The 25,191-nt window shown below is 58.0% G+C and carries 23 protein-coding genes; 19 read left to right on the forward strand and 4 right to left on the reverse strand.

Annotated elements, in window-relative coordinates; translation table 11 throughout:
• Positions 1–49: 49 nt before the first annotated feature.
• Complete coding sequence (locus CORTU0001_RS04750) at positions 50–490, forward strand: universal stress protein (RefSeq protein WP_005323273.1); 441 nt, start codon at positions 50–52, stop codon at positions 488–490.
• 67 nt (positions 491–557) lie between these two features.
• On the opposite strand, the gene CORTU0001_RS04755 is transcribed toward CORTU0001_RS04750, so the two are convergent.
• From CORTU0001_RS04755 to CORTU0001_RS04770, 4 genes are all read right to left on the reverse strand, one after another.
• The gene (locus CORTU0001_RS04755; protein WP_005327842.1) at positions 558–1,574 is read right to left on the reverse strand and encodes an App1 family protein phosphatidate phosphatase; all 1,017 of its coding nucleotides are present in this window, start codon (positions 1,572–1,574) and stop codon (positions 558–560) included.
• Positions 1,575–1,594: 20 nt separating this feature from the next.
• Positions 1,595–3,820 carry a HelD family protein gene (locus tag CORTU0001_RS04760; RefSeq protein WP_005327843.1) on the reverse strand — a complete coding sequence of 742 codons (2,226 nt, stop codon included), beginning with the start codon at positions 3,818–3,820 and terminating at the stop codon, positions 1,595–1,597.
• Between the two features lie 163 nt (positions 3,821–3,983).
• A complete protein-coding gene (locus tag CORTU0001_RS04765) occupies positions 3,984–5,000 on the reverse strand; it encodes a DoxX family protein (RefSeq protein WP_005327844.1) in 1,017 nt (338 codons plus the stop codon).
• Positions 5,001–5,077: 77 nt separating this feature from the next.
• Positions 5,078–5,680 (reverse strand): MBL fold metallo-hydrolase, encoded by a 603-nt coding sequence (locus CORTU0001_RS04770; protein ID WP_005327847.1) that lies wholly within the window; start codon positions 5,678–5,680, stop codon positions 5,078–5,080.
• Between the two features lie 65 nt (positions 5,681–5,745).
• Between CORTU0001_RS04770 and uvrA the strand changes: the two genes are divergently transcribed.
• The 18 genes from uvrA (at position 5,746) to tyrS (ending at position 25,021) form a co-directional block, all read left to right on the forward strand.
• A complete protein-coding gene (gene uvrA / locus CORTU0001_RS04775; protein WP_005327849.1) occupies positions 5,746–8,586 on the forward strand; it encodes an excinuclease ABC subunit UvrA in 2,841 nt (946 codons plus the stop codon).
• 7 nt (positions 8,587–8,593) lie between these two features.
• Complete coding sequence (locus tag CORTU0001_RS04780) at positions 8,594–9,442, forward strand: serine hydrolase (RefSeq protein WP_005327852.1); 849 nt, start codon at positions 8,594–8,596, stop codon at positions 9,440–9,442.
• A 270-nt stretch (positions 9,443–9,712) separates the two neighbouring features.
• Positions 9,713–10,234: a translation initiation factor IF-3 gene (gene infC / locus CORTU0001_RS04785; RefSeq protein WP_080970442.1), complete on the forward strand. Its 522-nt coding sequence runs from the start codon at positions 9,713–9,715 to the stop codon at positions 10,232–10,234.
• Positions 10,235–10,270: 36 nt separating this feature from the next.
• Positions 10,271–10,465 carry a 50S ribosomal protein L35 gene (gene rpmI / locus CORTU0001_RS04790; RefSeq protein WP_005323265.1) on the forward strand — a complete coding sequence of 65 codons (195 nt, stop codon included), beginning with the start codon at positions 10,271–10,273 and terminating at the stop codon, positions 10,463–10,465.
• A 55-nt stretch (positions 10,466–10,520) separates the two neighbouring features.
• A complete protein-coding gene (gene rplT, locus CORTU0001_RS04795) occupies positions 10,521–10,904 on the forward strand; it encodes a 50S ribosomal protein L20 (RefSeq protein ID WP_005323264.1) in 384 nt (127 codons plus the stop codon).
• Positions 10,905–11,056: 152 nt separating this feature from the next.
• Entirely contained in the window at positions 11,057–11,509 is a 453-nt protein-coding gene (locus CORTU0001_RS04800) for a TM2 domain-containing protein (protein ID WP_005327856.1), read from the forward strand.
• Between the two features lie 108 nt (positions 11,510–11,617).
• The gene (locus CORTU0001_RS04805) at positions 11,618–12,421 is read left to right on the forward strand and encodes a TrmH family RNA methyltransferase (RefSeq protein ID WP_005327858.1); all 804 of its coding nucleotides are present in this window, start codon (positions 11,618–11,620) and stop codon (positions 12,419–12,421) included.
• Between the two features lie 103 nt (positions 12,422–12,524).
• A complete protein-coding gene (gene pheS / locus CORTU0001_RS04810; RefSeq protein ID WP_005327862.1) occupies positions 12,525–13,571 on the forward strand; it encodes a phenylalanine--tRNA ligase subunit alpha in 1,047 nt (348 codons plus the stop codon).
• A gap of 24 nt (positions 13,572–13,595) precedes the next feature.
• Positions 13,596–16,109 (forward strand): phenylalanine--tRNA ligase subunit beta, encoded by a 2,514-nt coding sequence (pheT, locus tag CORTU0001_RS04815; protein ID WP_005327864.1) that lies wholly within the window; start codon positions 13,596–13,598, stop codon positions 16,107–16,109.
• A gap of 144 nt (positions 16,110–16,253) precedes the next feature.
• Positions 16,254–16,580, forward strand: coding sequence for an aminotransferase class III-fold pyridoxal phosphate-dependent enzyme (locus CORTU0001_RS04820; protein WP_005327867.1), 327 nt, complete (start codon positions 16,254–16,256; stop codon positions 16,578–16,580).
• Positions 16,577–17,497, forward strand: coding sequence for an ornithine carbamoyltransferase (gene argF / locus CORTU0001_RS04825; RefSeq protein WP_005327869.1), 921 nt, complete (start codon positions 16,577–16,579; stop codon positions 17,495–17,497). The genes CORTU0001_RS04820 and argF overlap by 4 nt, the downstream gene beginning before the upstream one ends.
• A 3-nt stretch (positions 17,498–17,500) precedes the next feature.
• Positions 17,501–17,983: an arginine repressor gene (locus CORTU0001_RS04830; protein WP_005327871.1), complete on the forward strand. Its 483-nt coding sequence runs from the start codon at positions 17,501–17,503 to the stop codon at positions 17,981–17,983.
• A gap of 81 nt (positions 17,984–18,064) precedes the next feature.
• Positions 18,065–19,285: an argininosuccinate synthase gene (locus CORTU0001_RS04835; protein WP_005327873.1), complete on the forward strand. Its 1,221-nt coding sequence runs from the start codon at positions 18,065–18,067 to the stop codon at positions 19,283–19,285.
• 6 nt (positions 19,286–19,291) lie between these two features.
• Positions 19,292–20,722 carry an argininosuccinate lyase gene (gene argH / locus CORTU0001_RS04840; RefSeq protein ID WP_005327875.1) on the forward strand — a complete coding sequence of 477 codons (1,431 nt, stop codon included), beginning with the start codon at positions 19,292–19,294 and terminating at the stop codon, positions 20,720–20,722.
• A gap of 218 nt (positions 20,723–20,940) precedes the next feature.
• Positions 20,941–22,458: an amino acid permease gene (locus CORTU0001_RS04845; RefSeq protein WP_005327877.1), complete on the forward strand. Its 1,518-nt coding sequence runs from the start codon at positions 20,941–20,943 to the stop codon at positions 22,456–22,458.
• Between the two features lie 12 nt (positions 22,459–22,470).
• Positions 22,471–23,508 carry an ornithine cyclodeaminase gene (locus CORTU0001_RS04850; RefSeq protein ID WP_005327880.1) on the forward strand — a complete coding sequence of 346 codons (1,038 nt, stop codon included), beginning with the start codon at positions 22,471–22,473 and terminating at the stop codon, positions 23,506–23,508.
• Between the two features lie 56 nt (positions 23,509–23,564).
• The gene (locus CORTU0001_RS04855; RefSeq protein WP_005323252.1) at positions 23,565–23,738 is read left to right on the forward strand and encodes a Trm112 family protein; all 174 of its coding nucleotides are present in this window, start codon (positions 23,565–23,567) and stop codon (positions 23,736–23,738) included.
• A 23-nt stretch (positions 23,739–23,761) separates the two neighbouring features.
• Entirely contained in the window at positions 23,762–25,021 is a 1,260-nt protein-coding gene (tyrS, locus tag CORTU0001_RS04860) for a tyrosine--tRNA ligase (RefSeq protein ID WP_005327884.1), read from the forward strand.
• Positions 25,022–25,191 lie beyond the last annotated feature (170 nt).

The raw sequence follows: 25,191 nt of genomic DNA on the forward strand, positions 1-25,191 counted from the left end.
TGTAGGCTAAATAAACACTCCGGGTACACACCCACAAAGAAAGGTCATCATGAGCGACTACAACTCGATCGTTGTCGGTACTGACGGTTCTAAGTCTTCTCTCCTCGCTGTAGAGCGAGCAGCTAAGATCGCCGCCGCATTCGATTCCAATCTGATTATTGGTTGTGCTTACTACGAAAACCAGGAGCAGGCTTCCAAGACCCTGCGCCAGGATTCCGTAACCATTTTGGGCGATGAGAAGGCGGAGGCAAACCTCAAGGATGCTAAGGCACACGCTGAGAAGTTCGGCGCTTCCAAGGTCGAAACCGCTGTTCGCCCGGGCACCCCAGTGCAGGCCCTGATGTCCATCGTCAACGACAACGATGCTGACCTGCTTATCGTGGGCAACCGCGGCATCAACTCCCTGACCGGTCGCCTGCTGGGCTCCGTGCCGGCAGACGTTGCTCGCCAGTCCGACTGCGATGTAATGATCGTTCACACCGTCAGCTAAATGCGGTGATTAAAACCCGCCTTGGTCTCGCTGGAAGGCCAAGGCGGGTTTCGTCGTTAAGCGCTGCCTACTCTGCAGGATGCGCAGCGTTGAATGCGGCGGCAATGGTGTTGCCGTTCGCGCCCTGAATCAAGGGAATAGAGAAGTGGCCCTCCTCATTGGCATCGGCCAAAGGGCTCAGGGAGCCGTGGGAGAGCAACTGCTCCTGCGGGCTCAGATTGCGGATGAGCACAGAGTGTATCCGGTCCGGATGCTCATTAGCCACATCGCCGTACGTTAATGGATCATGTTGTCCGTCATCGCCAATGAGAATCCATTGCATATCCGGGTAGGCAATGAGCAGATTGCGCAGTTGAACACGCTTGTGCTCCTGCCCGCTGCGGAAAAGTCCCGTTTCCGTTGGGCCCCAGTCCGTCAGCAGCATGGGACCCGCGGGGAAACCATGGTGGGACAGGAATTTCTTGAGCGAGCCAAAGGTATTCCAAGCGCCCGTAGATAGATAAAACACTGGGGCTTGGGGGAAGCGTTGCTGTAGCTGAGCATAGAATTCAGCCATTCCGGGAACGGCCTGTCGCTTGCTAGGGCGCTTGGCCCAGGAATTCCACGCCGCGGTGAGCGCACGCGGCAGCCACGTGACAAGCACCGTGTCATCGATATCGCTAATGATGCCGATCTTGGCCGCCGGATCAACGATAAGTAGTTGGACTTCCACAGCCTTCGCATTTGCGGCCTCGATTGTTGCCGTATGCCACCCGGGCTCTAGTTCGTGGTCATGGACTAGTAAGTCAATGTATCCGTTGCGATCGGTGGTGCCGGTGACAGTCTTTTCCCCAATAGTTACCGAAACGTCGTGGTGTCCTACTTGAATGGTAAGAAACTGCTGGTAGCCGCGCTCACCCCACGTATCCCTCTTGCCTTCATCAGGATCATGCATGAGTACGCGGCCGAAGACTCTCACCTGATCGGTGGTGCCATAACCTGTATAACCCACAATCAGGGGCTGCCATCCACGCCGTTGGGAGCGCTTCAAAGTAATGGAGTTTAGTGAGCTTTCAGCTTTGCGCATGATGTCAGATAAGGCCATGGCATAAAGCTTACGGGAGCCTAAAGAACTTCGCCGCAGTCACCAACGAGCGTGAGCGATTGAGTGGCACGAGTGATGCAGACATAGAGGTTCTGTAATCCCTGTGGGGAGGCGTCCACGATGCGCTGCGGATCGAGCACGACCACGTGGTCAAACTCGAGGCCCTTGTAGCGCTCCGCCGTGGCGGCGTCAATAACCGCTGTGAGCCTGCCGTCCTCTTCGCTGTGTACACCAGGGGTGTAGTTGCCTTGCTCAAGCCGACGCACCTGCACCCCATCACGGATGGCTGTCGCCGGAATGGCGTCAGGGTTAATCATTTCCAACAGTCCATTGGCCAAATCCGTGATGGGCTGCGGGGTGCGATAGTTGACGGTTAAGAAGTGGTGACGGAAGCGCTGGGCTACGAAGGGCTCGAGGGCCTCGCCCCAGTCATCAACACCTGCTGGGGAACCAGTCTGGGAGGTATCACCCACCAAAGTCATCCACCGGGAAGGGCAGCGGCGGAAGAGCATGCGCCACTCCATAGGTGTTAATTCCTGGGCCTCGTCCACGATGATGTGACCATAAGCCCACGTATGGTCTTCGCGGGCGCGTTGGGCAGTGGTGCGTTTATCGCGTACCTCCTGGCGGTGCGCCAGGGTCTCGGCGTCGATGACATCGTGGGCAGAGAGGATTTCTGCTTCAAACATGTCATCGTCATTATCTGTGGACTCGGAGGAGGACAAGATATCCAATGCGTCTTCCGCATCAGCCACTTGGTCGCGCCACGCCGCATCATCGGCTGCCTTCTTTTCTTCAGGGTTGGGTAGGCCGATGAGGACGGCAAGCTCGTCTAGCAAGGCCGCATCCGAACCCGTCCATGCTCGCCCCTCTGCGCGGTAGAGCGCTTCTTGGGTTTCCTCGTCATATCCGTGGGCGGCAGAAGCGATACGCTCGCGTGAGGAGACTAGGGCAGCAAGTACATCGGTGGGGTGTAGTTCGGGCCAAAACTCATCGATCAAGGCGGTGACGGCCGCGTCCTCAGCAAGGTCATCGTGGAATTGATCGACATCGGCGCGCGAAAGAAGATTCTTTCCGCCAAGCGGATCGGCACCTACCGTGTCTGCCATCTGCTGGGCTAGGTCTTCTACGAGGTGCTCAATGAAGGCACCACGCGCCTCATTGTGTGGCTTGCGCGAGCGCCGTGCACGTGTACGGGCGCTTTTCACCATTTTTGGGGTGACGCTTAAGGTAAGGCCGTCGACTGCTAGTTCGCGGGGGGCGTCGGGAAGCAGCTGGTAGTCCTTGACCGCGGTGGAGAGGATTTCCACCATGGCGTCGCTGCCCTTGATTTCCCGAGCCACCAGGTCTTCTTCGTGTTCCGGTTCGATTCCAGGGAAGAGTCCGCCGATGGTGGAGAGCACCACGCCGGTCTCGCCTAGTTCTGGGAGCACGCGCGAAATATAGTCCAAGAAGCTGCTATTGGGACCAACGATGAGTACGCCAGTGGCAGAAAGCAGCTCGCGGTGGGTATAGAGCAGATAGGCAACGCGGTGCAGCGCAACTGCGGTCTTACCGGTGCCAGGGCCGCCTTCTACCACCATCACGCCGCGGGTGTTATCGCGGATAATCTCGTCCTGCTCCCGCTGAATGGTCTCCACAATGGAAGCCATGTGGCCCGTGCGGGCTCGCTGCATAGCGTGATAGAGAGCGGATTCGCTCGCTACGCCGGCCTCTTCTTCACGCACGCCGGGACCGGCAAGGACCTCATCATGAATGCCGGTGACGGTGCGCCCCTTGGTGCGGATTTGGCGGCGGGTGTGCACGCCTTCTGGTTGGGCGGTGGTAGCGAGATAGAAGGGCCGTGCCATGGGGGCACGCCAATCTAGAAGGAGCGTGCGATAGTCCTCTTCACGCGCATCGAGTCCCATGCGGCCGATGTAGCGGCGATCTAGGCCTTCCCCGGTGGGATTGTCACCGGGGGCGTCAATATCGATGCGGCCAAAGACCAATCCCATTTGGGCCACATTGAGACGATCCAGCTTGGCTTGGAGCCCGTGGTATTCCGTTTCGCGGCGTACCAAGGCATCTGCGTCCGGGGTGGAGGGATCTACGTCCGCCTGCACCTCATTGAGCCGTTCATTTGCTGCAGCCACCTCATCGTCGAGGCGGGAGAAAAGGCCGTCCACATAATCTTGCTCCGTAGCGATGGCTTCGCGCTCCGAGGAACCTGCGGCCGCCGCGTGCTTTTGGGATGCTGAGTTCACGTGACTCCTTGGTGATTGGACGTTGATGGGGTGGAAGGTGCCGGGCACGCTGTCCGGCGAGGGGGAGAGATGAGTTTAGACCCTGCTGTGACAAAGAACAACGGCCCAGCATAAGGCTGGGCCGTTGAGTCATCGCCGAGATACTCGGCCAAGGAAGATGTGGCTACTTAGAGCGCTTTTCCAGCTTCTTGATAGCTGCCTCAATCTTCTTATTTGCCTCCTGCTGCAGCTTGTCAGCGTGCTTGGAAGCCTTCTTGTTTGCGCGCTTGGACTTGGCGCCATCCAGCTTGGCGACGGCCTTGTCGGCACGTGCCTGAGCCTTGGTAGCTGCCTTCACAGCACGGGTACGGGCGATGTCGCGATTAGCCTGTGTGGTCTCGAGCCAGTCACCCTTATTGTCTTCAACGTAAGTCTTGGCGTTGTCGACCGAGTCCTCAATGAAGGACTTAGCGTTGCCCAGCAAGCCGCGGCCAGACTCCTGCCAATCGTCCTTGTTGTCCTCTACGTAGGTCTTGGCATCGTCAACATAGGACTTGGCGGTATCCAGCAGACCGCGGCCGGTGGACTGCCAGTCATCCTTGTTGTCGTCTACATAAGCCTGTGCCTTGGCAGAGGTCTCGTTGATCCAGTCGCCGGCCTTGGAAGACAGCTCGTTAGCACGGGCAGAGAGCTCTTCGCGCTTCTGCTCGGATTCAGATTTAGTAGGCAGCGCCTGCTGAATCTTCTTATTCGTGCGCTTGCCGGCCTTCTGTGCGCGCCAACGCAGGGAAGGCTTGCCCTCGGTGTCCTGGGTAGCGATAAACAGGGCGCCAAGCAAAGCGGTGTTGGTAACGAATCCGTTGCGGCGGGATTCCTTGTCTTCCTTGTTGTCTGCTGCCCAGAAGTTATTCTTGCCAATCAGGTTAGGCAGGGTAGCGGCGGCCAGTACCGCAGCGGAAGTGCGCGGTGCCTTGCCCAGAGCCAAGGTGGAGCCGGCGCCTACTTTAGCGCCGCCAATGGCGCGGGTAACTAGTTCTGGGTCATTGGGGATGTAGCCCTGATACTCAGAAGGAACGGCCTTGCGCACGGTCTTGAGGAAACCCTCGGTTTCCTTCACGTGCTCGGACGCGTTGCGCAGGTTGTCTACGCCTTCCCATACAAATACGGATGCCAGCATGGGGCGGGCAAGCTTGCGAATCATAGTCCTTAAAGCTCCTTAGCTCGTTGTTCTAGACCTATCGTGTGCTAGACCATTGTACGCGGAAAACCGCCTTTGGATCACCAGCGGCGTTCCCACCAGTCACCAAGCTTGGGGCGCTCCTCGCCCAAGGTCGTGGACTTGCCGTGTCCCGGGCGCACGATCGTATTGTCGGGGAACTCATCAAAGATGCGCGCGGTGACGTCCTTATATAGGCGGACGAAGTCTCCCTCAGAGGTAGTCTTGCCCAGGCCACCGGGGAAGAGGGAATCGCCTACGAAGAGATTGGTGACGCCATCGATGCTTGCAACTAGGGCTGCACCGCCGGGGGTGTGGCCGCGCAAGATGATGACTGGCAGCTGAAGACCCGCGAACTCGATGGAATCGCCCTTGCGCAGCTCCACGTCTACCTCAGCCGGGATGGCGGGGGAATCAAGGAAGGAGGCGTAGTGAGTAGCACCCGTTTCGGACAAAATCTCCTCGAGTGCGCGCACGTGGTCCCAGTGGCGGTGGGTCGTGAGCACCGCGGTAATTTTCACTCCGGCCTTGCGGGCCATGTCGAGGATTGCGGGCGCGTCATCGGCGGCGTCGACAAGCAAGCCCTCTTCGCCCGCCTGAAGGAGGTAGCAGTTATTGTCCATCTCGGACACGGAAATCTGATGTAGCTGAAGCTCGTTAGTCATGTGTCCCAGCCTACGGGTACATTCGAGGGAAGATTGCAATCCCTAGGACTGGAGGTATGAGCATAGTGGCTGATCGTTTGGTGGTGCGCGGTGCCCGCGAGCACAACCTCAAGGGCGTGGATATCGATATTCCCCGCGATAAAATGGTTGTTTTTACCGGCCTATCCGGCTCCGGTAAATCTTCGCTGGCCTTTGACACCATCTTCGCTGAAGGCCAGCGCCGCTACGTGGAATCCTTGAGTTCTTATGCCCGCATGTTCTTAGGGCAGATGGATAAGCCCAACGTGGAATTTATTGATGGCCTGTCACCCGCAGTGTCCATTGATCAAAAATCCACCAACCATAATCCACGCTCTACGGTGGGCACGATCACGGAGATCTACGACTACCTGCGCTTGCTCTTTTCCCGTGCCGGTACGCCGCACTGCCCTAAGTGCGATGCGGTGATTGAACGCCAAACGCCGCAGCAGATTGTGGATGCGGTGCTGGATCTGGAAGAAAAGCTGAAGTTCCAGGTGCTTGCACCGGTAGTGCGTAAGCGCAAGGGCGAGTTTGTAGATCTTTTTCAGGATCTTTCGGCGCAGGGTTACTCCCGCGTGCGAGTGGATGGAGAGACCCATCAGCTCAGTGATCCTCCCAAGCTAAAGAAGCAGATCAAGCACAACATTGAGGTAGTGGTTGACCGCTTGCAGGTGAAGGCCTCGCAGAAGCAACGCTTAACGGATTCGGTGGAAACTGCCCTGCGTTTGGCCGATGGCCTGGTCACCATCGAGTTCGTAGATAGGGAAGAGCTCACCCACACGTACTCGGAAAAGGCTGCCTGCCCGAATGGCCACACCTTGACCATTGAAGAGTATGAGCCCCGTGCTTTCTCCTTTAATGCCCCGTTTGGTTCTTGCCCAGTGTGTGATGGTTTGGGTACCAAGCTGGAAGTCGATGTTGACTTACTTATCCCAGACCCAGATGCCCCGGCGGTTGATGCGATTCAGCCGTGGCACTCCTCTCCCAACTCCCGCTACTTTGTCAAGCTAGTGGAGGGTCTGGGCAAGGCAATGGGCTTTGACCCTAAGACGCCAGTGAGCGAATTGACCAAGGAGCAGCGCCACGCGCTCATCTATGGCACGGACGAGGAGGTGCAGGTTCGATACAAGAACCGCTACGGGCGCCAGCGCAATTGGACCGCGCCGTTTGAGGGTGCGACTGGCTTCATTCACCGCAAGTTGGAAACGACCGATTCGCAGTCCCAAAAGGATCGCCTGCTGCAATACACCCGCCGCGTGCCGTGCAGCACCTGTAAGGGCACGCGCCTGAAGCCGGAGATCCTGGCCGTCCGCTTGGCTTCTACTACTCACGGTGAGCAGTCCATTGCGGGGCTGTGTGCGCTTTCGATTGAAGATGCCTCTGAATTCCTGGACTCTTTGGTGCTGGGGCACCGCGAGGAAATCATTGCCGGTGCGGTACTCAAGGAAACCCAGGCTCGGTTGCGCTTCCTTCTGGACGTCGGTCTGAATTACCTGACCCTGGATCGCGGCGCATCCACGCTTTCGGGCGGCGAGGCGCAGCGCATTCGCCTAGCCACGCAGATTGGTTCCGGTTTGGCCGGCGTTCTGTACGTGCTCGATGAGCCTTCCATTGGTTTGCACCAACGCGATAACCAGCGCCTTATTAAGACCCTGCAGCGTTTGCGCGATATTGGCAATACCCTCATTGTGGTCGAGCATGATGAAGACACCATTCGGGAGTCCGATTGGCTTGTCGATGTGGGCCCGCGCGCCGGTGAATATGGCGGCGAGGTGGTCTACCAAGGCGAACCGGCGGGAATTGAAAAGGTAGAGGAGTCCCTGACTGGCCAGTATCTATCCGGCAAGAAGGTGCTCGCCGTACCGGATCACCGCCGAGAGATCGACAAGGATCGCACCCTGAAAGTCGTGGGTGCACGCGAGAATAACCTGAAGGGCATAAACGTCGAAATCCCGCTGGGAGTGCTGGCGTGTATTACCGGCGTTTCCGGTTCGGGTAAATCCACCGTGGTCAATGAGATTTTGGCTAAGACTTTGGCCAATAAGCTCAACCGCGCCCGCCAGGTCCCCGGCCGGGCCAAGCGCGTCGAGGGCGTGGAGCACTTGGATAAGTTGGTCCAGGTTGACCAGAGCCCGATTGGCCGCACCCCGCGTTCCAACCCAGCAACCTATACGGGCGTCTTTGACAAGATCCGTAACCTTTTTGCCGAAACCCAGGAGGCCAAGGTTCGCGGCTACAAGGCCGGCCGCTTCTCCTTCAATGTCAAGGGTGGGCGCTGCGAGGCATGCCAAGGCGATGGCACCATCAAGATCGAGATGAACTTCCTGCCGGACGTGTATGTTCCGTGTGAGGTGTGTGAGGGCGCTCGCTATAACCGCGAGACCTTGGAGGTGCACTACAAGGGCAAGAACATCGCCGAGGTGCTCGACATGCCCATTTCTGAGGCAGCGGACTTCTTCGAGCCCATCAACTCGATTCACCGCTACCTTGCCACGCTTGTCGACGTCGGCTTGGGCTACGTCCGCCTCGGTCAAGCCGCTACCACACTGTCTGGCGGTGAGGCGCAACGCGTTAAGCTCGCCTCAGAGCTGCAAAAGCGCACCAACGGTAGGACTATCTACATCTTGGACGAGCCGACCACTGGTCTGCACTTTGAGGATATTCGCAAGTTGATGTTGGTTATCCAGGGCCTTGTAGACAAGGGAAATTCGGTGCTCATCATTGAGCACAACCTCGATGTCATCAAGGCTGCGGACTGGATCGTGGATATGGGACCGGAAGGTGGTGCCGGCGGCGGCACCGTAGTCGCGCAGGGCACCCCGGAAGATGTTGCGCAGGTGGAAGGCTCCTATACCGGTAGCTACCTAAAGGACATGTTGAAGTAGGGACACTGTGAATAGTTACCGCCTCGGCGCCAGCCTGTTGGCAGCGCTCACCTTGTTTATGGTGAGCGCTTGCTCTGGTGATCCTGAGGCCGAGAACGTCTCAGCGCCCGCGACGACCTCTCCGGCGCCCGACCCGGACTTAGTGCGCACTCAGCTTGACCGTGCAGTAGACAAGACTGCAAAGAAGTACCACGCCAAGGTTGGGGTTGCTATTTCGGCCGGTGATGACACCATTGCTGTGGGCGATAAGGGCAAGGGTCCTGTCTGGTCCACGGTTAAGGTCCCTATCGCTATCGCCGCGCTTAAAGACGGCGCGGATAAGAGTTTGGTCGACCTGGCAATCAAGGAGTCCGATAACGATGCCGCCTACGCCTTATGGTCGCAGGTGAAATGGCGCGAAGGCTCCGCCGATAAGGCAGTGGAGGAGTTGCTCGAAGACTATGGATCACACGCGGATATCCATGACACCGCTTTTGGCTACTCCACGTGGGCATTGAAAGACCAAGCAGTCTTCGGTGCTGAATTGCCTTGCATTGAGGAGGCGGACTACGTCCACAAGGTGCTCAAAGACATTGTGTCCTGGCAGAAAATTGGCCTGTCGAAAGAGAAGCGAACCCGCGCTAAAAGTGGCTGGGGCTTGGACGAGGACGACAATGAGTACACCTACCGCCAATTTGGTGTTCATGAGGTGGCCGGAAAGCGCGCCGGCGTCGCGTTATCTGTGGTTACAGATGGCGAGGACTATGCCAAAGCCGAGCCAGCGGTAAACTATCTCGCCCATGAGTTGGTGGACATCGTTGATAGAGGGGTAGAGAAGGGCAATATCAAACCAGCTGCCCAATGCAAGGACAGCTAGGCGAGTTGCGATTTGGTGGAAAGGGTAGAAGCTGCTATCCTCAAAGCCACTACCGCCCATGACGCCTTTTCGAGGTGCGTGGGTCACAAGCGGAGTCTCTCCCACCCGATGCCGCGAACACCGTTCGTAGGATAAAGGTAAAGGTAACCAAGCAAACATGCTTGGCACTGTGAGAACTCCCGGCTGTCTTTGGCAGACCGGGTTTGATTCGTTTGTGGTCCCGGTAGGTGAACTACTTACTCATACACCCCCTAATCGAGGAGAACCACAATCAGCGCTGAAGCTCGCATCAATGAGCGTATCCGAGTACCCGAGGTCCGTTTGGTAGGCCCCGGTGGTGAACAGGTGGGCATCGTCCGTACCGATGATGCTCGCAAGCTTGCATACGAGGCTGACCTTGACTTGGTTGAGGTAGCCCCGAAGGCAAAGCCCCCAGTGGCCAAGATCATGGACTACGGCAAGTTCAAGTACGAGCAGGCTCAGAAGGCTCGCGAAGCCCGTAAGAACCAGCAGCAGACCGTGGTTAAGGAACAGAAGTTCCGCCCGAAGATCGATGATCACGATTATGAGACCAAGAAGGGTAACGTAGTTCGCTTCCTCGAGAAGGGATCCAAGGTCAAGGTGACCATCATGTTCCGTGGTCGTGAGCAATCGCGTCCGGAGCTGGGTTTCCGCCTCTTGGAGCGTTTGGCTGATGACGTCGCTGAAGTTGGCGTTGTTGAGTCCCGCCCCAAGCAGGATGGTCGCAATATGACTATGGTCTTGGGTCCGGTTCGCAAGGGCAAGAAGTAGACCAGATTCCACGTAGGATTTAAGGACTTAATACTCATGAAGCAGAAGACCCACAAGGGCACCGCAAAGCGTATCAAGGTGACCGGTTCCGGCAAGCTGCGCCGTGAGCAGGCTGGCCGCCGCCACCTGCTGGAGGGCAAGCCGTCCAAGCGTACCCGCCGTCTGAAGGGCACCGAGGCAGTCGCACAGCCTGACACCAAGCGCGTCAAGCGCCTGCTCGGCCGCGCATAATAGCGCCGAATCAACCCACATCCGCCATCACAATTTGAATTAAGGAAGTATCACTGTGGCACGAGTAAAGCGCTCAGTTAACGCAAAGAAGAAGCGTCGCGCGATTCTGAAGTCCGCTAAGGGCTACCGCGGCCAGCGTTCCCGCCTGTACCGTAAGGCGAAGGAGCAGTGGCTGCACTCCATGACTTACGCTTACCGCGATCGTCGCGCTCGTAAGTCTGAGTTCCGTAAGCTGTGGATCCAGCGCATCAACGCTGCTGCCCGCATGAACGACATCACCTACAACCGTCTCATCCACGGCCTGCGCCTGGCTGAGATCGAGGTTGACCGCAAGATTCTGGCTGAGCTTGCTGTCAATGACTTCGAGGCATTCTCCGCACTGTGCGAGGCTGCTAAGGCTGCTCTGCCTGAGGACGTCAACGCTCCTAAGGCTGCCTAGTTACTAGGGACACAACGCCCGTTTCTCCGGTTTATGTGCCGGGCGAAGCGGGCTTTGTTCGTTTTATACTCTATCTGTCTAATGAGCTCGGTCTCGCATGCTACATTGAGTCCAGACCACGAGTGACCCCGAGACCGAGGAGCAGATTCCCTGTGACAAACCCAAATGGTAGCTACCAACCAGAAAATGGCGAGTATTCTGGCCGGTCCTATGACAACAACCAGGGCCAGCAGTACAACCCCTATAACCAGCAGGCCGGTTACCAGCCGCAGTACAACCAGGGCTATGCACCACAACCGAATATGGGTTCCTATCCGGTGCAGCAGCAGTATGTGGCGCAGGGACAGCAGAAGTCTTGGATCGCGACTTTGCTTCTGTGTTTCTTCTTGGGCTCCTTCGGCGCGCATAACTTCTATACCGGCCGCACGACCTTCGGTGTAGCGCAGCTGGTGCTTAATATCTTGGGCTGGGCTACTTTCTGGTTCTTGCTCGGGTTCGCGTTTTGGGCCATCGTCGGAATCTGGGTTTTCATTGAGTTCATCATGATCATCGCCGGCGCCGGTGATTACGACAAGGACGCCCGCGGCGTGCCACTAGCTAAGTAGCACTCAACATTGTGATCCTGTTGCCATACCGGCAACAGGATTTTTTGTTTTGCCTACGCAGCTGGGTCTGAGTCTGGGGCTAGGCAACTAGTAGGTAGGGTAGGAGCCATGAATTTGGATTTTGACTCTGCCTTTACTGAACGCACCCCGCGCATTGTTAATGCAGCCAAGCTGCACCGCGCTGCTAACCGGAAGAAGGCGAAGCAATTCCTGATTGAGGGAGAAAACGCCGTAGATGCTGCGGTGTCTACTGGCGCTGCTGTCGATGTTTTCGTCACTGAAAAGGCCGCAGAACGCTTCGGTGACATTATTACCGCCTGTGGATACATGGGAGTGTACGTACATCCCATCACCGATAAAGCGGCTAAGCATTTATCTGATACCGCCACCACCACGGGGCTTTTCGCGCTGTGCAAGCCGGTCCTGTGGTCCGCGGGCAAAATCCTTAACGGCAAACCAAGCTTGGTCTCTGTTCCCGTGCTCACTTCGGAGCCGGGCAATGCAGGCACCTTGATTAGAACTTCCGACGCCATGGGAGCAGATGGAGTAATTTTTGCGGGCGAGACGGTCGATCCCCTCAGCTGCAAGGTAGCGCGCGCTTCGGCCGGCTCGCTGTTTCATGTCCCGGTAGCGCGAGACCCCAATATTAAGGACGTCTTGGGGCAGCTGCGTAAATCGGGCATGCAAATTGTGGCGACGGCCGCCGACGGGGAAGTAGACCTAGCCGAGGCGGATTTGTCCCAACCGACGGCGTGGCTTTTTGGCAACGAGGCACATGGGCTCGGCGAACTACTGGAAGAAGCCGATATGCGGGTGCGTATTCCGCTGCGTGGGCGAGCGGAGTCACTTAACCTGGCAACAGCCGCCAGCATTTGTCTTTATGAGTCCGCGAAGGCCCAAGAGCAAAGCTAAGCAGAACCCCGAATGAAAAGGGGGTCCCTGGGGCGGTCGGGCTAGCCGGGACAGAGTAAGATTGCACGCGTTAGTTTTCGCGCGAGAAGAAGGTACGAAGTACGTGTCCGATACACCGCAGATCGAATTGACCGAAGAGGCTCTTGGGGCCGCGGCCGATAAGGCTATCGCAGCCTTCGACGCAGCCGAAACGCTCGATGAGCTGGCTGCAGCCCGCCGCGAGCACCTAGGAGATGGCGGCTATATTCCGCAGGCGCGCCAGTCTTTGGGGCAGCTGCCCAAGGATCAGCGCAAGAGCGCTGGCAAGGCTGTCAACATGGCCCGCGGCAAGATGGAAAAGCGCTTTGCCCAGGTTAAGGATGTCTTGGAGCAAAAGGCTCGCGAGGAGCAGTTGCGAGCAGAGACCGTTGACGTCACCATTCCCACCACCCGCACCCAGACTGGTGCTCTTCACCCAATTACCGCACTCTCTGAGCGCATTGCGGATATTTTCGTCGGTATGGGCTGGGAAATCGCGGATGGCCCCGAGGTTGAGGCAGAGTACTTTAACTTCGACGCTTTGAATTTTAAGCCGGATCACCCAGCACGTACCTTGCAGGATACGTTCCACGTCTCCGGCGAGGGCTCTAAGCAGGTACTACGCACGCACACCTCTCCGGTCCAGGTTCGCACCATGCTGGAGCGCGATGTGCCGCTGTATATCGCTTGCCCAGGCCGCGTATTCCGCACCGATGAGCTGGATGCCACCCACACCCCGGTTTTCCACCAGGTAGAAGGTTTGGCCGTGGACAAGGGCCTGACCATGGCCCACCTGCGAGGCACTCTGGAGCACTTGGCCAAGGTGCTGTTCGGTCCGGAGACCACGACGCGCATGCGCGTGAATTACTTCCCGTTCACTGAGCCCTCTGCGGAGGTTGATGTGTGGTTCCCCAATAAGAAGGGCGGCGCCGGTTGGATCGAGTGGGGCGGCTGCGGCATGGTGAACCCCAATGTGCTGCGTGCCGTAGGTGTTGACCCAGAGGAATACACGGGCTTTGCCTTCGGTATGGGCCTCGAGCGCACGCTGCAGTTCCGCAATGGCTTGACCGATATGCGCGACATGGTCGAAGGCGATGTCCGCTTCACCCTGCCGTTTGGCGTGCAGGCTTAAAACCCAGAAAGGATAGACACACCAATGCTTATTTCCCAAGACTGGGTCACCCGCATCCTGGGCGCTAAGAACCCTGGTTGGAACGTCTCCGCTGCCGATATGGACTCCGGATTCGTGCGCGTCGGTTTTGAAACCGAGGGCTATGCCGCCGTCCCAGAAAGCACCGGTCCGCTGGTCATCGGCCAGGTGGTAGAGATCGAGGAACTTACGCAGTTCAAAAAGCCCATCCGCTACTGCCAAGTCAACGTAGGCCAGGCTAATGGCACGGGCGAGTTGCAAGGCATCATTTGTGGTGCCCGCAACTTCCGCCTGAATGACTATGTCGTTGTGGCGCTTCCGGGCTCGGAACTGCCAGGGGGCTTCAAGATTGCGGCTCGCGAGACCTACGATCACATCTCTAATGGCATGCTGTGCTCCGGTGCTGAGCTCGGTTTGGGCGCACAGGCTAACGGCATCATCGTCTTGGGCGATGACGTCGCCGATAAGGTGGGCGAGGACGCTCGCCCGATTATTGGTCTGCACGATACGAACTTCGACGTCAACATCACCCCGGATCGCGGCTACGCCCTATCCGCGCGCGGTTTGAGCCGTGAGATTGCCTCCGCTTTCGACCTGGACTTTGCCGATATTGCCGAAGACCCGTCCGTTGCTGGCATTGATACCTCCGCTGTTCCAGCGGCGCAGGGCTCGCTTATCGACGTCACTCTCAACCCCGAGACCAAGGCGCAGCGTTTCGGCCTCCGCAAGGTCTCCGGCATAGACCCGCAGGCACGCACCCCGTTCTGGCTAGAGCGCGAGCTCATGCTCTGCGGCCAGCGCAGCGTAAACCTGCCCACGGACATTACTAACTATGTGATGTTGCTTTTGGGCGCCCCGATGCATGCCTTTGAAGCCAACGTTATCCAAGGAAATCTCGTTGTCCGTAATGCGGACGAAGGCGAGAAGTTTGAGACCTTGGATCACGTAAAGCGTGAGCTTTCTGCAGAAGATGTGGTCATCTGCGATGACAACGGCATCCAGTCGCTGGCCGGTGTCATGGGCGGTACTACCTCCGAAATCTCGGAGGAGACCACTGATGTGGTCTTCGAATCCGCTATCTGGGATCCGATTACCGTGGCGCGCACCTCCCGCCGCCATAAGTTGTCTTCTGAATCCTCGCGTCGCTTCGAGCGCGGCGTGGATCCTGCGATTGTCGAGGTCGCTCTAGACACCGCATGTGCGCTCTTGCAGCAGCTGGCGGGCGGCACCATTGAGGAAGGCCGGACGCTTATCGGGGGCGTCGCCAAGCGCGAGCCCATTGCCCTGCGCACCGCAAAGGCTAGCGAGTATGCCGGCGTTGACTACTCCCGTGAGACTGTTATTTCCCGCCTCGAGGAAGTCGGCTGCACTGTTGCCGATGAGGGTGACATGCTGCAGGTAACGCCCGCTACGTGGCGCACCGATATCTCCATGGATGTTGACCTCATTGAGGAGGTCCTACGTCTTGAGGGCTTGGAGGACATTCCTACCGTCCTGCCTACTCCGGCCGGCGGTCGCGGTCTCACCCCAGCGCAGAAGCGTCGCCGCGCTATTGGCCACGGCCTGGCCTATGCCGGTTATGCAGAGGTATTGCCGGCTCCGTTCGTGGCGAACGACACCTTTGATGTGTGGGGCTTGGACAAGGATGATGCTCGCCGCCGCACCGTAGAGGTGCAGAATCCGCTTGAGGCAGATAAGGCCATCTTGTCCACGACTCTGCTCCCGAACATGCTGGAGGCCATCGGCCGCAATGTTGCGCGTGGCCGCAGCGACCTCGCCCTATATGGTCTGCAGCAGGTGGCATTCAAGCGCGCCGAGGCATCGCCCATGCCCTCTGTAGAGCAGCGACCTTCTGAGCAGGTTGTTTCCGAACTTCTGGATACTCTTCCTGAGCAGCCGCTGCACGTTGCAACGGTGGCCACCGGCAATATCGAGCATGAGGGCCCGTGGGGCGAAGGACGCGCATATAGCTACGCCGACGCCATCGAATCCGCCCGCCAGGTCGCTCGCGCCGCCGGTGTGGATATCGAGCTTGAGGCCGCGCACGTTCTTCCCTGGCACCCAGGCCGGTGTGCTGCCGTGAAGGTGGCTGGCACCGATGTGGTCTTGGGCCATGCCGGTGAGCTTCACCCGCAGGTTCTGGAAGCGCTGAACCTGCCGGCGCGTACTTGCGCCATGGAGCTGGACGTTACCGCTATGCCATTGGAAGAGAAATTCCCTGCGCCGGTACTGTCCTCCTTCCCAGCGTTGCACCAGGACATTGCGCTCGTGGTGGATGAAGACGTCCCAGCAGAGCGCGTGCGCGCCACCGTGGAAGAGGGGGCGGGTGAGCTCATCGAGTCCGTCGAGCTCTTCGACATTTTCCGTGGTGAGCAGTTGGGTGAGGGCAAGAAGTCCTTGGCCTTCCAGCTTCTGTTCCGTGCAGCGGACCGCACGTTGACCGATGAGGAAGTCAACGAGCACCGTACGGCGGCAGCGGAGCTGGCTAAGCAGCGCTTGGGCGCAGAGATGCGCGCATAGCTTTCCCAAAAAAGGGGCGGTGAGATTTAGCTCACCGCCCCTTTTTCATACATTTTTCCGCTCCTGACGAAGCTTTAACCAGGCATTTTTCTAAATTGTATGAATAACATACGGTCGAGTGTATTTATTGCTATAGTCACCCCTATGACGATTTCAGTAGCAATTGCAGGCGCCACCGGATACGTGGATGCGGAATTTCTTGCGGAAGTTACCCATAAGGGTGACTATCTGCGGCAAGAGATTGAAAAATTGCCGCTTGTAGAACGCGTACGCGGCCGCGGCCTGATGCTCGGCATTGTTTTAGCACAACCGGTGGCTAAGCAGGCCGTGCGCGACGGGCTTGCACAGGGGCTCATCCTCAACGCACCCAGTGAGAATGTACTCCGCCTCACCCCGCCCTTGGTTATTTCCCAAGATGAACTAGACACAGCACTGACAACACTTCGGACGATAATGGAGGAACTGGCATGAGCCTGCGACACTTTCTGGCTGACGACGATCTCAGCCCACAAGAACAAGCAACCGTTTTGGACCTAGCTGAAAGGCTCAAGAAGGATCCCTTTGCGGAGCGCCCACTAGAGGGACCTAAGACCGTGGCGGTGCTTTTTGATAAAACGTCTACGCGGACCCGCCTTTCCTTTGAAACCGCAGTAGCGAATATGGGCGGCAAGGGCATTACCGTCGATACTTCTACGACTCAGATGGGCAAAGGGGAGTCCTACCAAGATACGGCCGCGGTGCTTTCGCGGTACGTGGAGGCAATCGTGTGGCGCACCTTTGACCATGACAACCTCCTCCAGATGGCGGAGACTGCGACCGTTCCTCTGGTCAATGCGCTTTCCGACGACCTGCATCCCTGCCAGATTCTGGCTGACCTGCTGACCTGTCGCGAGAATTTGGGTGACCTCAAAGGTAAAAAGGCCGTTTACTTGGGCGATGGCGATAATAATATGGCTAACTCCTACATGATTGGTTTCGCCACGGCCGGCATGGACGTCTCCATTATCGCGCCCGAAGGATTCCAGCCGCGCCAGGAATTTGTCGACCGCGCGCGCAAGCGGGGCAACATCACCATCACTGATGACGTAGATGAAGTTGCAGGCGCAGACGTAGTCATCACCGATACCTGGACCTCTATGGGGCAGGAAAATGATGGCCGCGATAGGCGTACGCCGTTCCTGCCATATCAGGTTGATTCGACCATAATGAGCAAAGCGCATAAGGATGCAATATTCTTACATTGTTTGCCGGCGTACCGTGGAAATGAGGTCACGGCTGAGGTAATTGATGGACCACAGTCGCGCGTCTTTGATGAAGCGGAGAACCGCCTGCATGCGCAGAAAGCGCTTCTTGTCTGGTTGCTCGAAATAAATAAGGAGATCAACTAAGTAATGAACACCCCGACCACCCGCAATGCTCGGCAGGCCAAGATCCTAGAGATTTTGGATCGCAATCGCGTCACCAGCCAGGTGCAACTATCCGAGCTTCTTCTCGCAGACGGCATCGACATCACGCAGGCCACTTTGTCCCGTGACTTGGATGAGCTGGGCGCGAAGAAGGTAAAGCGCGATGGTGGCCGTTCCTTCTACGTGGTCGGCGGTGAGCTGGAGCAATTTGAAGACCAGGTGGGCGGCCCCCGTGAAAAGCTGCGCCGCATGCTCGATGAACTGGTGGTATCCCATGATTCTTCCGGCAATATAGCTATGCTGCGCACCCCTGCCGGTGCGGCCCAGTACCTTGCCAGCTTTATTGACAGGGTGGGGCTGCACGATGTCATTGGTTGCATCGCCGGCGATGACACCATCTTCGTCCTGGCGCGCGAGGGCGTCACGGGCGCAGATCTGGCGGTGACACTTACCACGCGAAATATTTAGACGGCGGTGGTGGCAATCCAGACCACCATCGTATATTATGTGCTTAGATGAATTGTTTCCAATAGAACAAGGAGATTAACCATGTCCGCACGCGTAGTCTTGGCTTACTCTGGTGGCCTTGATACTTCCGTTGCCATCCCATACCTGGCAAAAATGACCGGTGGTGACGTTGTCGCCGTTTCCCTGGACTTGGGCCAGGGTGGCGAAGACATGGAATCGGTTCGCCAGCGTGCACTTGACTGCGGTGCCGTAGAGTCCATCGTTATCGATGCCAAGGATGAGTTCGCAGAGGAGTACTGCGTTCCCACCATCAAGGCAAACGGCATGTACATGAAGCAGTACCCGCTGGTATCGGCTATTTCCCGCCCCCTCATTACCAAGCACTTGGTAAAGGCCGCGCAGGAATTCGGCGGCACCCACGTCTCCCACGGCTGCACCGGCAAGGGTAATGACCAGGTACGCTTCGAGGTTTCCTTCCGCGCCCAGGATCCTTCCCTCGAAATTATCGCCCCTGCACGCGATTATGCGTGGACCCGCGATAAGGCCATCGCCTTCGCGGAAGAGATCAACCTGCCGATTGAGCAGTCCGCGTCCTCGCCATTTTCTATCGATCAGAACCTGTGGGGCCGCGCGGTAGAGACCGGATTCCTTGAAGATCTGTGGAACCCGCCAACAAAGGATCTCTACGCCTATACCGAGGATCCAGGCCTGGGTAATGCCCCGGATGAAATTATCATCTCCTTTGAGAAGGGCATCCCGGTGGCAGTCGATGGTCAGAAGATGTCCCCGCTGCAGATTATTGAAGAGGTCAACCGCCGCGCTGGTGCCCAGGGCATTGGCCGTCTGGATATGGTGGAGGACCGCTTGGTGGGCATTAAGTCCCGTGAGGTCTATGAGGCTCCGGGCGCCATGGTCCTCATCCAGGCCCACGAGGCGCTGGAGGATGTCACCGTGGAGCGCGAGTTGGCCCGCTACAAGCGCTTGACCGATGCCCGCTGGTCCGAGGAGGTCTATGACGGCCTCTGGCACTCGCCCCTGAAGCGTTCTCTGGATGCCTTCGTTGAGGAGTCCCAGGAAAACGTCACCGGCGATATCCGCCTGAGCATGCATGCCGGTACCGCCACGGTCACCGGTCGCCGTTCCGGCCAGTCGCTGTACTCCTTTGACCTGGCTACTTATGACACTGGCGATACCTTCGACCAGACCGCTGCTAAGGGCTTTGTGCGGCTGCACGGCCTGTCCACCCAGATCTCCAACCAGCGTGACCGCGACGGTGGTTTCCCCACCAGCGCGCAGAAGTAGGAGCACATGGAACCGCATAAGACTAATGAGGGTGCCCTATGGGGTGGCCGCTTCTCCGGCGGACCGTCTGAGGCGATGTTTGCCCTCTCTGTATCCACTCACTTTGACTGGGTGCTGGCGCCATATGACGTACTAGCCTCCAAGGCCCATGCCAAGGTGCTGCACAAAGCGGGCTTGCTTTCCGACGGCGACTTGAACACCATGCTCTCCGGCCTCACCGAGCTAGGGGAGAAGGTGGCCTCCGGTGAGTTCCACCCAGCGCCCACGGACGAAGACGTCCATGGTGCGATGGAGCGCGGGCTCATCGAGATTGTGGGCCCAGAGGTCGGCGGTCGCCTGCGCGCCGGTCGTTCCCGTAATGACCAGGTCGCGACGCTGTTTCGCATGTGGGTACGCGATGCCATTCGCGATACCGCGGCTCAGGTGAGCGACTTGGTGGATGCCTTGGCCGATCAGGCAGCAGCACATCCGGACGCCATAATGCCGGGCAAGACCCACTCGCAGGCGGCACAGCCGGTACTTTTGGCGCATGAGCTTTTGGGCCATGCACAGCCACTTCTGCGCGATATTGAGCGTCTGCAGGACCTGGATAAGCGCTTGGCTGTATCGCCCTACGGTTCTGGCGCTCTAGCCGGTTCCTCCTTGCAGCTAGATCCGGAAGCCATTGCGGAGGAACTCGGCTTTGATGCCGCCGCGGAGAACTCCTTGGATGGCACTGCGGCTCGTGACTTCGCCTCCGAGACGGCTTTCGTCTTGGCGCAGATTGCCGTCGACATGTCCCGACTGTCGGAAGAAATTATCTACTGGTGCACGCCGGAATACGGCTACGTCACCCTGGATGATGCATGGTCGACCGGCTCGTCCATCATGCCGCAAAAGAAGAATCCGGACGTTCCGGAGCTCACCCGCGGCAAAACTGGCCGCCTTATCGGTAACCTCACTGGCCTGTTGTCTACGCTGAAGGCACAGCCGCTGGCCTATAACCGCGACCTGCAGGAAGATAAGGAGCCCATCGTTGATTCGGTGGCGCAGCTTAACCTGCTGCTGCCGGCAATGACCGGACTGGTGTCCACGCTGACTTTCCACGAGGACCGCATGCGCGAACTTGCCCCGCGCGGGTTCACGTTGGCTACCGACTTGGCCGAATGGATGGTTCGCCAAGGCGTTCCTTTCCGCGAGGCGCACGAAGCGTCCGGCGCCTGCGTGCGCATCGCTGAGGAGCGGGGAGTTGACCTAGTGGAGCTCACCGATGAGGAGTTGGCGGGCGTCGACAAGCGGCTGAAGCCTAGCGTCCGTGAAGTGCTCACTATCGATGGGGCAGTGGCCTCTCGTGCCACCAAGGGCGGCACCGCTGGTGTTCGCGTGGCTGAGCAGCGCGAGACTGTCCGCGAGCGTGCCGCGGCTGCTCGCACGTGGGCGCAGAAGCCGCTGCGCTAATCCACGGTGCTCTTTAAAACCGCATGGTCGCTGGCCATGCGGTTCTTTTATATCTCGCTGCGGGGGTGGGAGATTGACCCCCATTCCCAACCCGTCAACTGCGTTGTTGAACATAACGGGGGTAGTGGTGACATGGGTTACAGTGTGATGCGTTAGTATTCTTGCAGAGAATGTGACCTAACAGACTCATTCACCGTAATGAAAGGACGATCTCTCCTATGACAGTAAATTCGCCTCCGCCCACAGCGGGGCCCCATGAGAATGAAAAGGCGGTCTACGCCTCGGAAGACCACGGCCTGCAAAAGGGAATGGGCAATCGCCAGTTGCAGATGATTGCCATCGGTTCCGCAATCGGTACCGGCCTTCTTCTAGGTACCGGCAGCCGCCTGCAAGACGCGGGCCCCTTCCTCTCCGTGCTGTACCTCGTATGTGGTTTCTTCGGCTACATCATCTTGCGTTCACTTGGCGAGCTCATCGTCTATCGCCCCAGCTCCGGCTCCTTCGTGTCCTATGCTCGCGAGTTTTATGGCGAAAAGACCGCTTTCGTCACTGGCTGGTTGTACTGGGGAAACTGGGCCATGACCCTGGTGGCGGACGGCACAGCCGTCGCCATCTACATCAAGTGGTTTAGTCAGTACACGTCGTGGCTCGATGCCGTCCCGCAGTGGTTACTTGCACTCGTCGTCATCTGCGGCATCCTCGTGTTCAATATGCTCTCGGTGAAGATCTTCGGCGAGCTGGAGTACTGGTTCTCCTTGATTAAGATCGTCGCGCTGATCATCTTCATGTTGGTAGCCATCGGCGTCCTCATCTTTGGCCACCCGAGTGGCGACCCGACCGGCTTTAGTCTCATTTCTAACTCCGGCGGCTGGTTACCTAATGGCTTGATGCCAGCCGTGATCGTCGTCCAGGGCGTCGTCTTCGCCTATGCTGGCATTGAGCTCGTTGGTACCACTTCCGGCGAGACCAAGAATGTAGAAAAGCACATTCCGCGTGCAGTCAACAACGTGCTGCTGCGCATCCTGATTTTCTACTTCGGCTCCGTGCTGCTACTCACGCTCGTGCTGCCGTACACCGACTACGTCGCTGATGTTTCCCCATTCGTGACCTTCTTTGAGTCCCTTGGCGTAGGAGCGGCGGCCCCGATTTTCCAGCTTGTCGTTATCACCGCTGCGATTTCCTCGCTCAACGCCGGCCTGTATTCCACCGGCCGCATTATGTACAACATGTCCACCTCCGGCTCCGGCCCGAAGTTCGGCGCTCGCATGTCCAAGTCTGGCGTGCCCTACGGCGGCATCGTCATGGCGGCCATGGTGGGCTTGGTAGGCGTCTTCCTCAACTATGTGGTGCCGGAGATGGCGTTTGAAATCGTGCTCAACCTGGCAGCCCTGGGCACATTGGCGTCCTGGGCGGCAGTTGCGCTCTCGCACCTCAAATTTGTGCGCCTGGCCAAGAGCGGAAGCTACACCCGACCGGGATACCGCTCGCCGTTTGGCGAAGGCGGAGACTGGGCAGTGCTCATCTTCATTGGCCTAGTCATTATCTTGATGGCCTTTGATTATCCAATCGGCACCTTTGCACTTGCATCGACCCTGCTCCTCGTTCCGGTCTTTATGGCAATGTGGTACGCATGGCGCGACCGCATTCGCGCCATCGCGGAAGAGAGGAAGGCCAAGCACCTGCCAACCTCCAGCTTCCCGGCTGCACCGCAAACAGACCTTCACCCAAAGAAATAGAAAGGAACTTTTATGAACCACGCAGTTAAGTTCGTAGATGTAGAGAATATGGCGCGCTGGATTCAGCGCGAAGGCGTAGAAAACATCATTACCGGAATGGTGGACTACCTTGAGGCCGACTACCGCGAGTGGGAGCGGTTCGACAAGATTCCGCGCGTTGCCTCCCACACCCCGTTCGGCGTTATCGAGCTCATGCCTACCTCCAATGGCAAGGAGTACTCCTTCAAGTACGTCAACGGTCACCCATCCAACCCAGCTCGCGGTTTCCAGACCGTTACTGCCTTTGGCGTGCTTGCCGACGTCGACAATGGTTACCCCACCTTCGAAGCCGAGATGACGCTGCTTACCGCACTGCGTACCGCCGCGACCTCCGCCATGGTGGCAAAGCACTTGGCACGCAAGGATTCCAAGCGCATGGCCATGGTTGGTGCGGGCTCCCAGTCCGAGTTCCAGGCGCTTGGCTTCCGCGGCGTTATGGGAATTGAGGACATTACCATCTATGACATCGACCCTGAGGCGGTAGAAAAGTTCAAGCGCAACTTGGAGCCACTGGGCTTTAATATCACTGCATGTTCCAACGTCGACGAGGCAGTGTTGGGTGCAGACATCATCACCACCTGTACCGCAGACAAGGCTCAGAACCAGATTCTGGCTGAGCGCCACGTCGCCCCAGGCGTACACCTCAATGCCGTTGGTGGCGACTGCCCGGGCAAGACCGAGCTGGAAAGCTCCATCCTGGACAAGTCCAAGGTCTTCGTAGAATTCCCAGAGCAGACCCGCATCGAAGGTGAAATCCAGCAGAAGCCGGAAGACTTCCCGGTTGTCGAGTTCTACCAGGTGCTCACTGGTCAGGCCACCGGCCGCGATGACGATGAGCAGATCACGCTCTTCGACGACGTCGGATTCGCCATCAACGACTTCTCCGCCCTGCGTTACCTGCGCGATTCTGTCAAGGGCACCGACCTGGAGTCCGAGATCGACATCATCGCCAACCCGGATGACCCGAAGGATCTCTTCTCCCTGGTTGCTAACGTTCCATCCCTGCTCTAAGTCGAAGGTGGGGTAGAGGGATCCAACTTCTTCCTCTACCCGCTAAGATAAGACGCATGAGTCTTGACCCGAAGTTGCTAGAGGTCCTTGTCTGCCCGCAAGACAAGGGCCCTTTGACATATCTGGAAGATAAACAGGTCCTCGTCAACGAGCGGCTGGGCATTGCCTATCCCATTGAGGATGACATCCCAGTCATGCTTGTAGACCACGCCCAGAAATGGCCAGCTTAACTTCGACTTTTAGAAAGACCCCCATGAATATCATCGATGAACTGCAATGGCGCGGACTGATCAATCAGTCCACCGATCTTGAGGCCCTGCGCGAGGCATGTGAGAACCCCATCGCGCTGTACTGTGGGTTCGACCCCACGGGCGACTCCCTCCATGCTGGCCACTTGGTCCCACTTATCATGCTGCGCCGCTTCCAAAACGCCGGCCACCACCCAATCGCATTGGCGGGTGGCGCAACTGGCTTTATTGGTGATCCGCGCGACGTCGGCGAGCGCTCCATGCTGAGCGAGGAAGACTTGGCCCATAACCTCGAGGCCATCAAGGGGCAGCTGCGTCGGTTCATCGACTTCGACGGCGAGCAGGCTGCCACCATGGTCAATAACGCCGATTGGACCATGAACATGTCCGTCATCGACTTTTTGCGTGACGTAGGTAAGAACTTCTCCCTTAATACGATGCTGGATCGCGATACCGTCAAGCGACGCCTCGAGGGCGACGGCATTTCCTACACCGAGTTTTCCTACATGCTCCTGCAGTCCAATGACTTCGTGCAGCTCCGGCGCGAGCGCGATTGCGTATTGCAGATCGGCGGCGGTGACCAGTGGGGCAATATCGTCTCTGGCGTAGACCTAAACCGTCGTATCGATGGCGCCAAGGTCCATGGCCTTACGGTGCCTCTGGTTACCGACGCCTCCGGACAGAAGTTCGGCAAGTCCACTGGCGGCGGAAAGCTTTGGCTCGATCCGGAGAAAACTTCCGCATACTCCTGGTACCAGTACTTCCTCAACGCCGGTGACTCTGTAGTCATCGACTACCTGCGCTGGTTCACCTTCCTGACGCAGGAGGAAATCGCCGAATACGAGCGTGCGGTAGAAGAAGAGCCTTATAAGCGCGCCGCTCAGCGCCGCCTGGCACAAGAGATGACCGATCTGGTTCACGGTGAAGAGGCAACCAAGGCTGTCGAGCTTGCCGCCCAGGCGCTATTCGGCAAGGCCGAACTTTCCGAGCTTGATGAGAAGACGCTTGCCGGCGCGCTCTCTGAAACCACTGTCGCGGAGATTGCCGCCGGCGAACCGCGCACGATCGTTGACCTGCTGGTGGCTAGCGGCTTGGCCGATTCCAAGGGTGCTGCTCGCCGCACCATTAAGGAAGGCGGTGCCTACGTGAATAACCAGCGCATCGAATCGGCAGAGTGGGAGCCGTCTGCAGAAGACCTCCTGCATGGCAGCTGGCTGGTGCTGCGGCGAGGCAAGAAGAACTTCGCTGGCGCTAAGTTGAGCTAAACAGCAGTAGATGACGTCCGTTCCACTCGTTGGAAGGGCGTCATTTTTCATTTGTGTACTCTGCCCTGCGGGTTTGTGTTGTGTGGTTGTGGTGGACTACATTAATCCGAGTCGCCGCGAGGTAGCCGGGAGGTTACTTTTGAGCGAATTTCGTGCGGACTTGGTTCGAT

It is taken from the genome of Corynebacterium tuberculostearicum SK141 (genome assembly GCF_000175635.1).
In the GTDB taxonomy this organism is placed as follows: Bacteria; Actinomycetota; Actinomycetes; order Mycobacteriales; family Mycobacteriaceae; genus Corynebacterium; species Corynebacterium tuberculostearicum_C.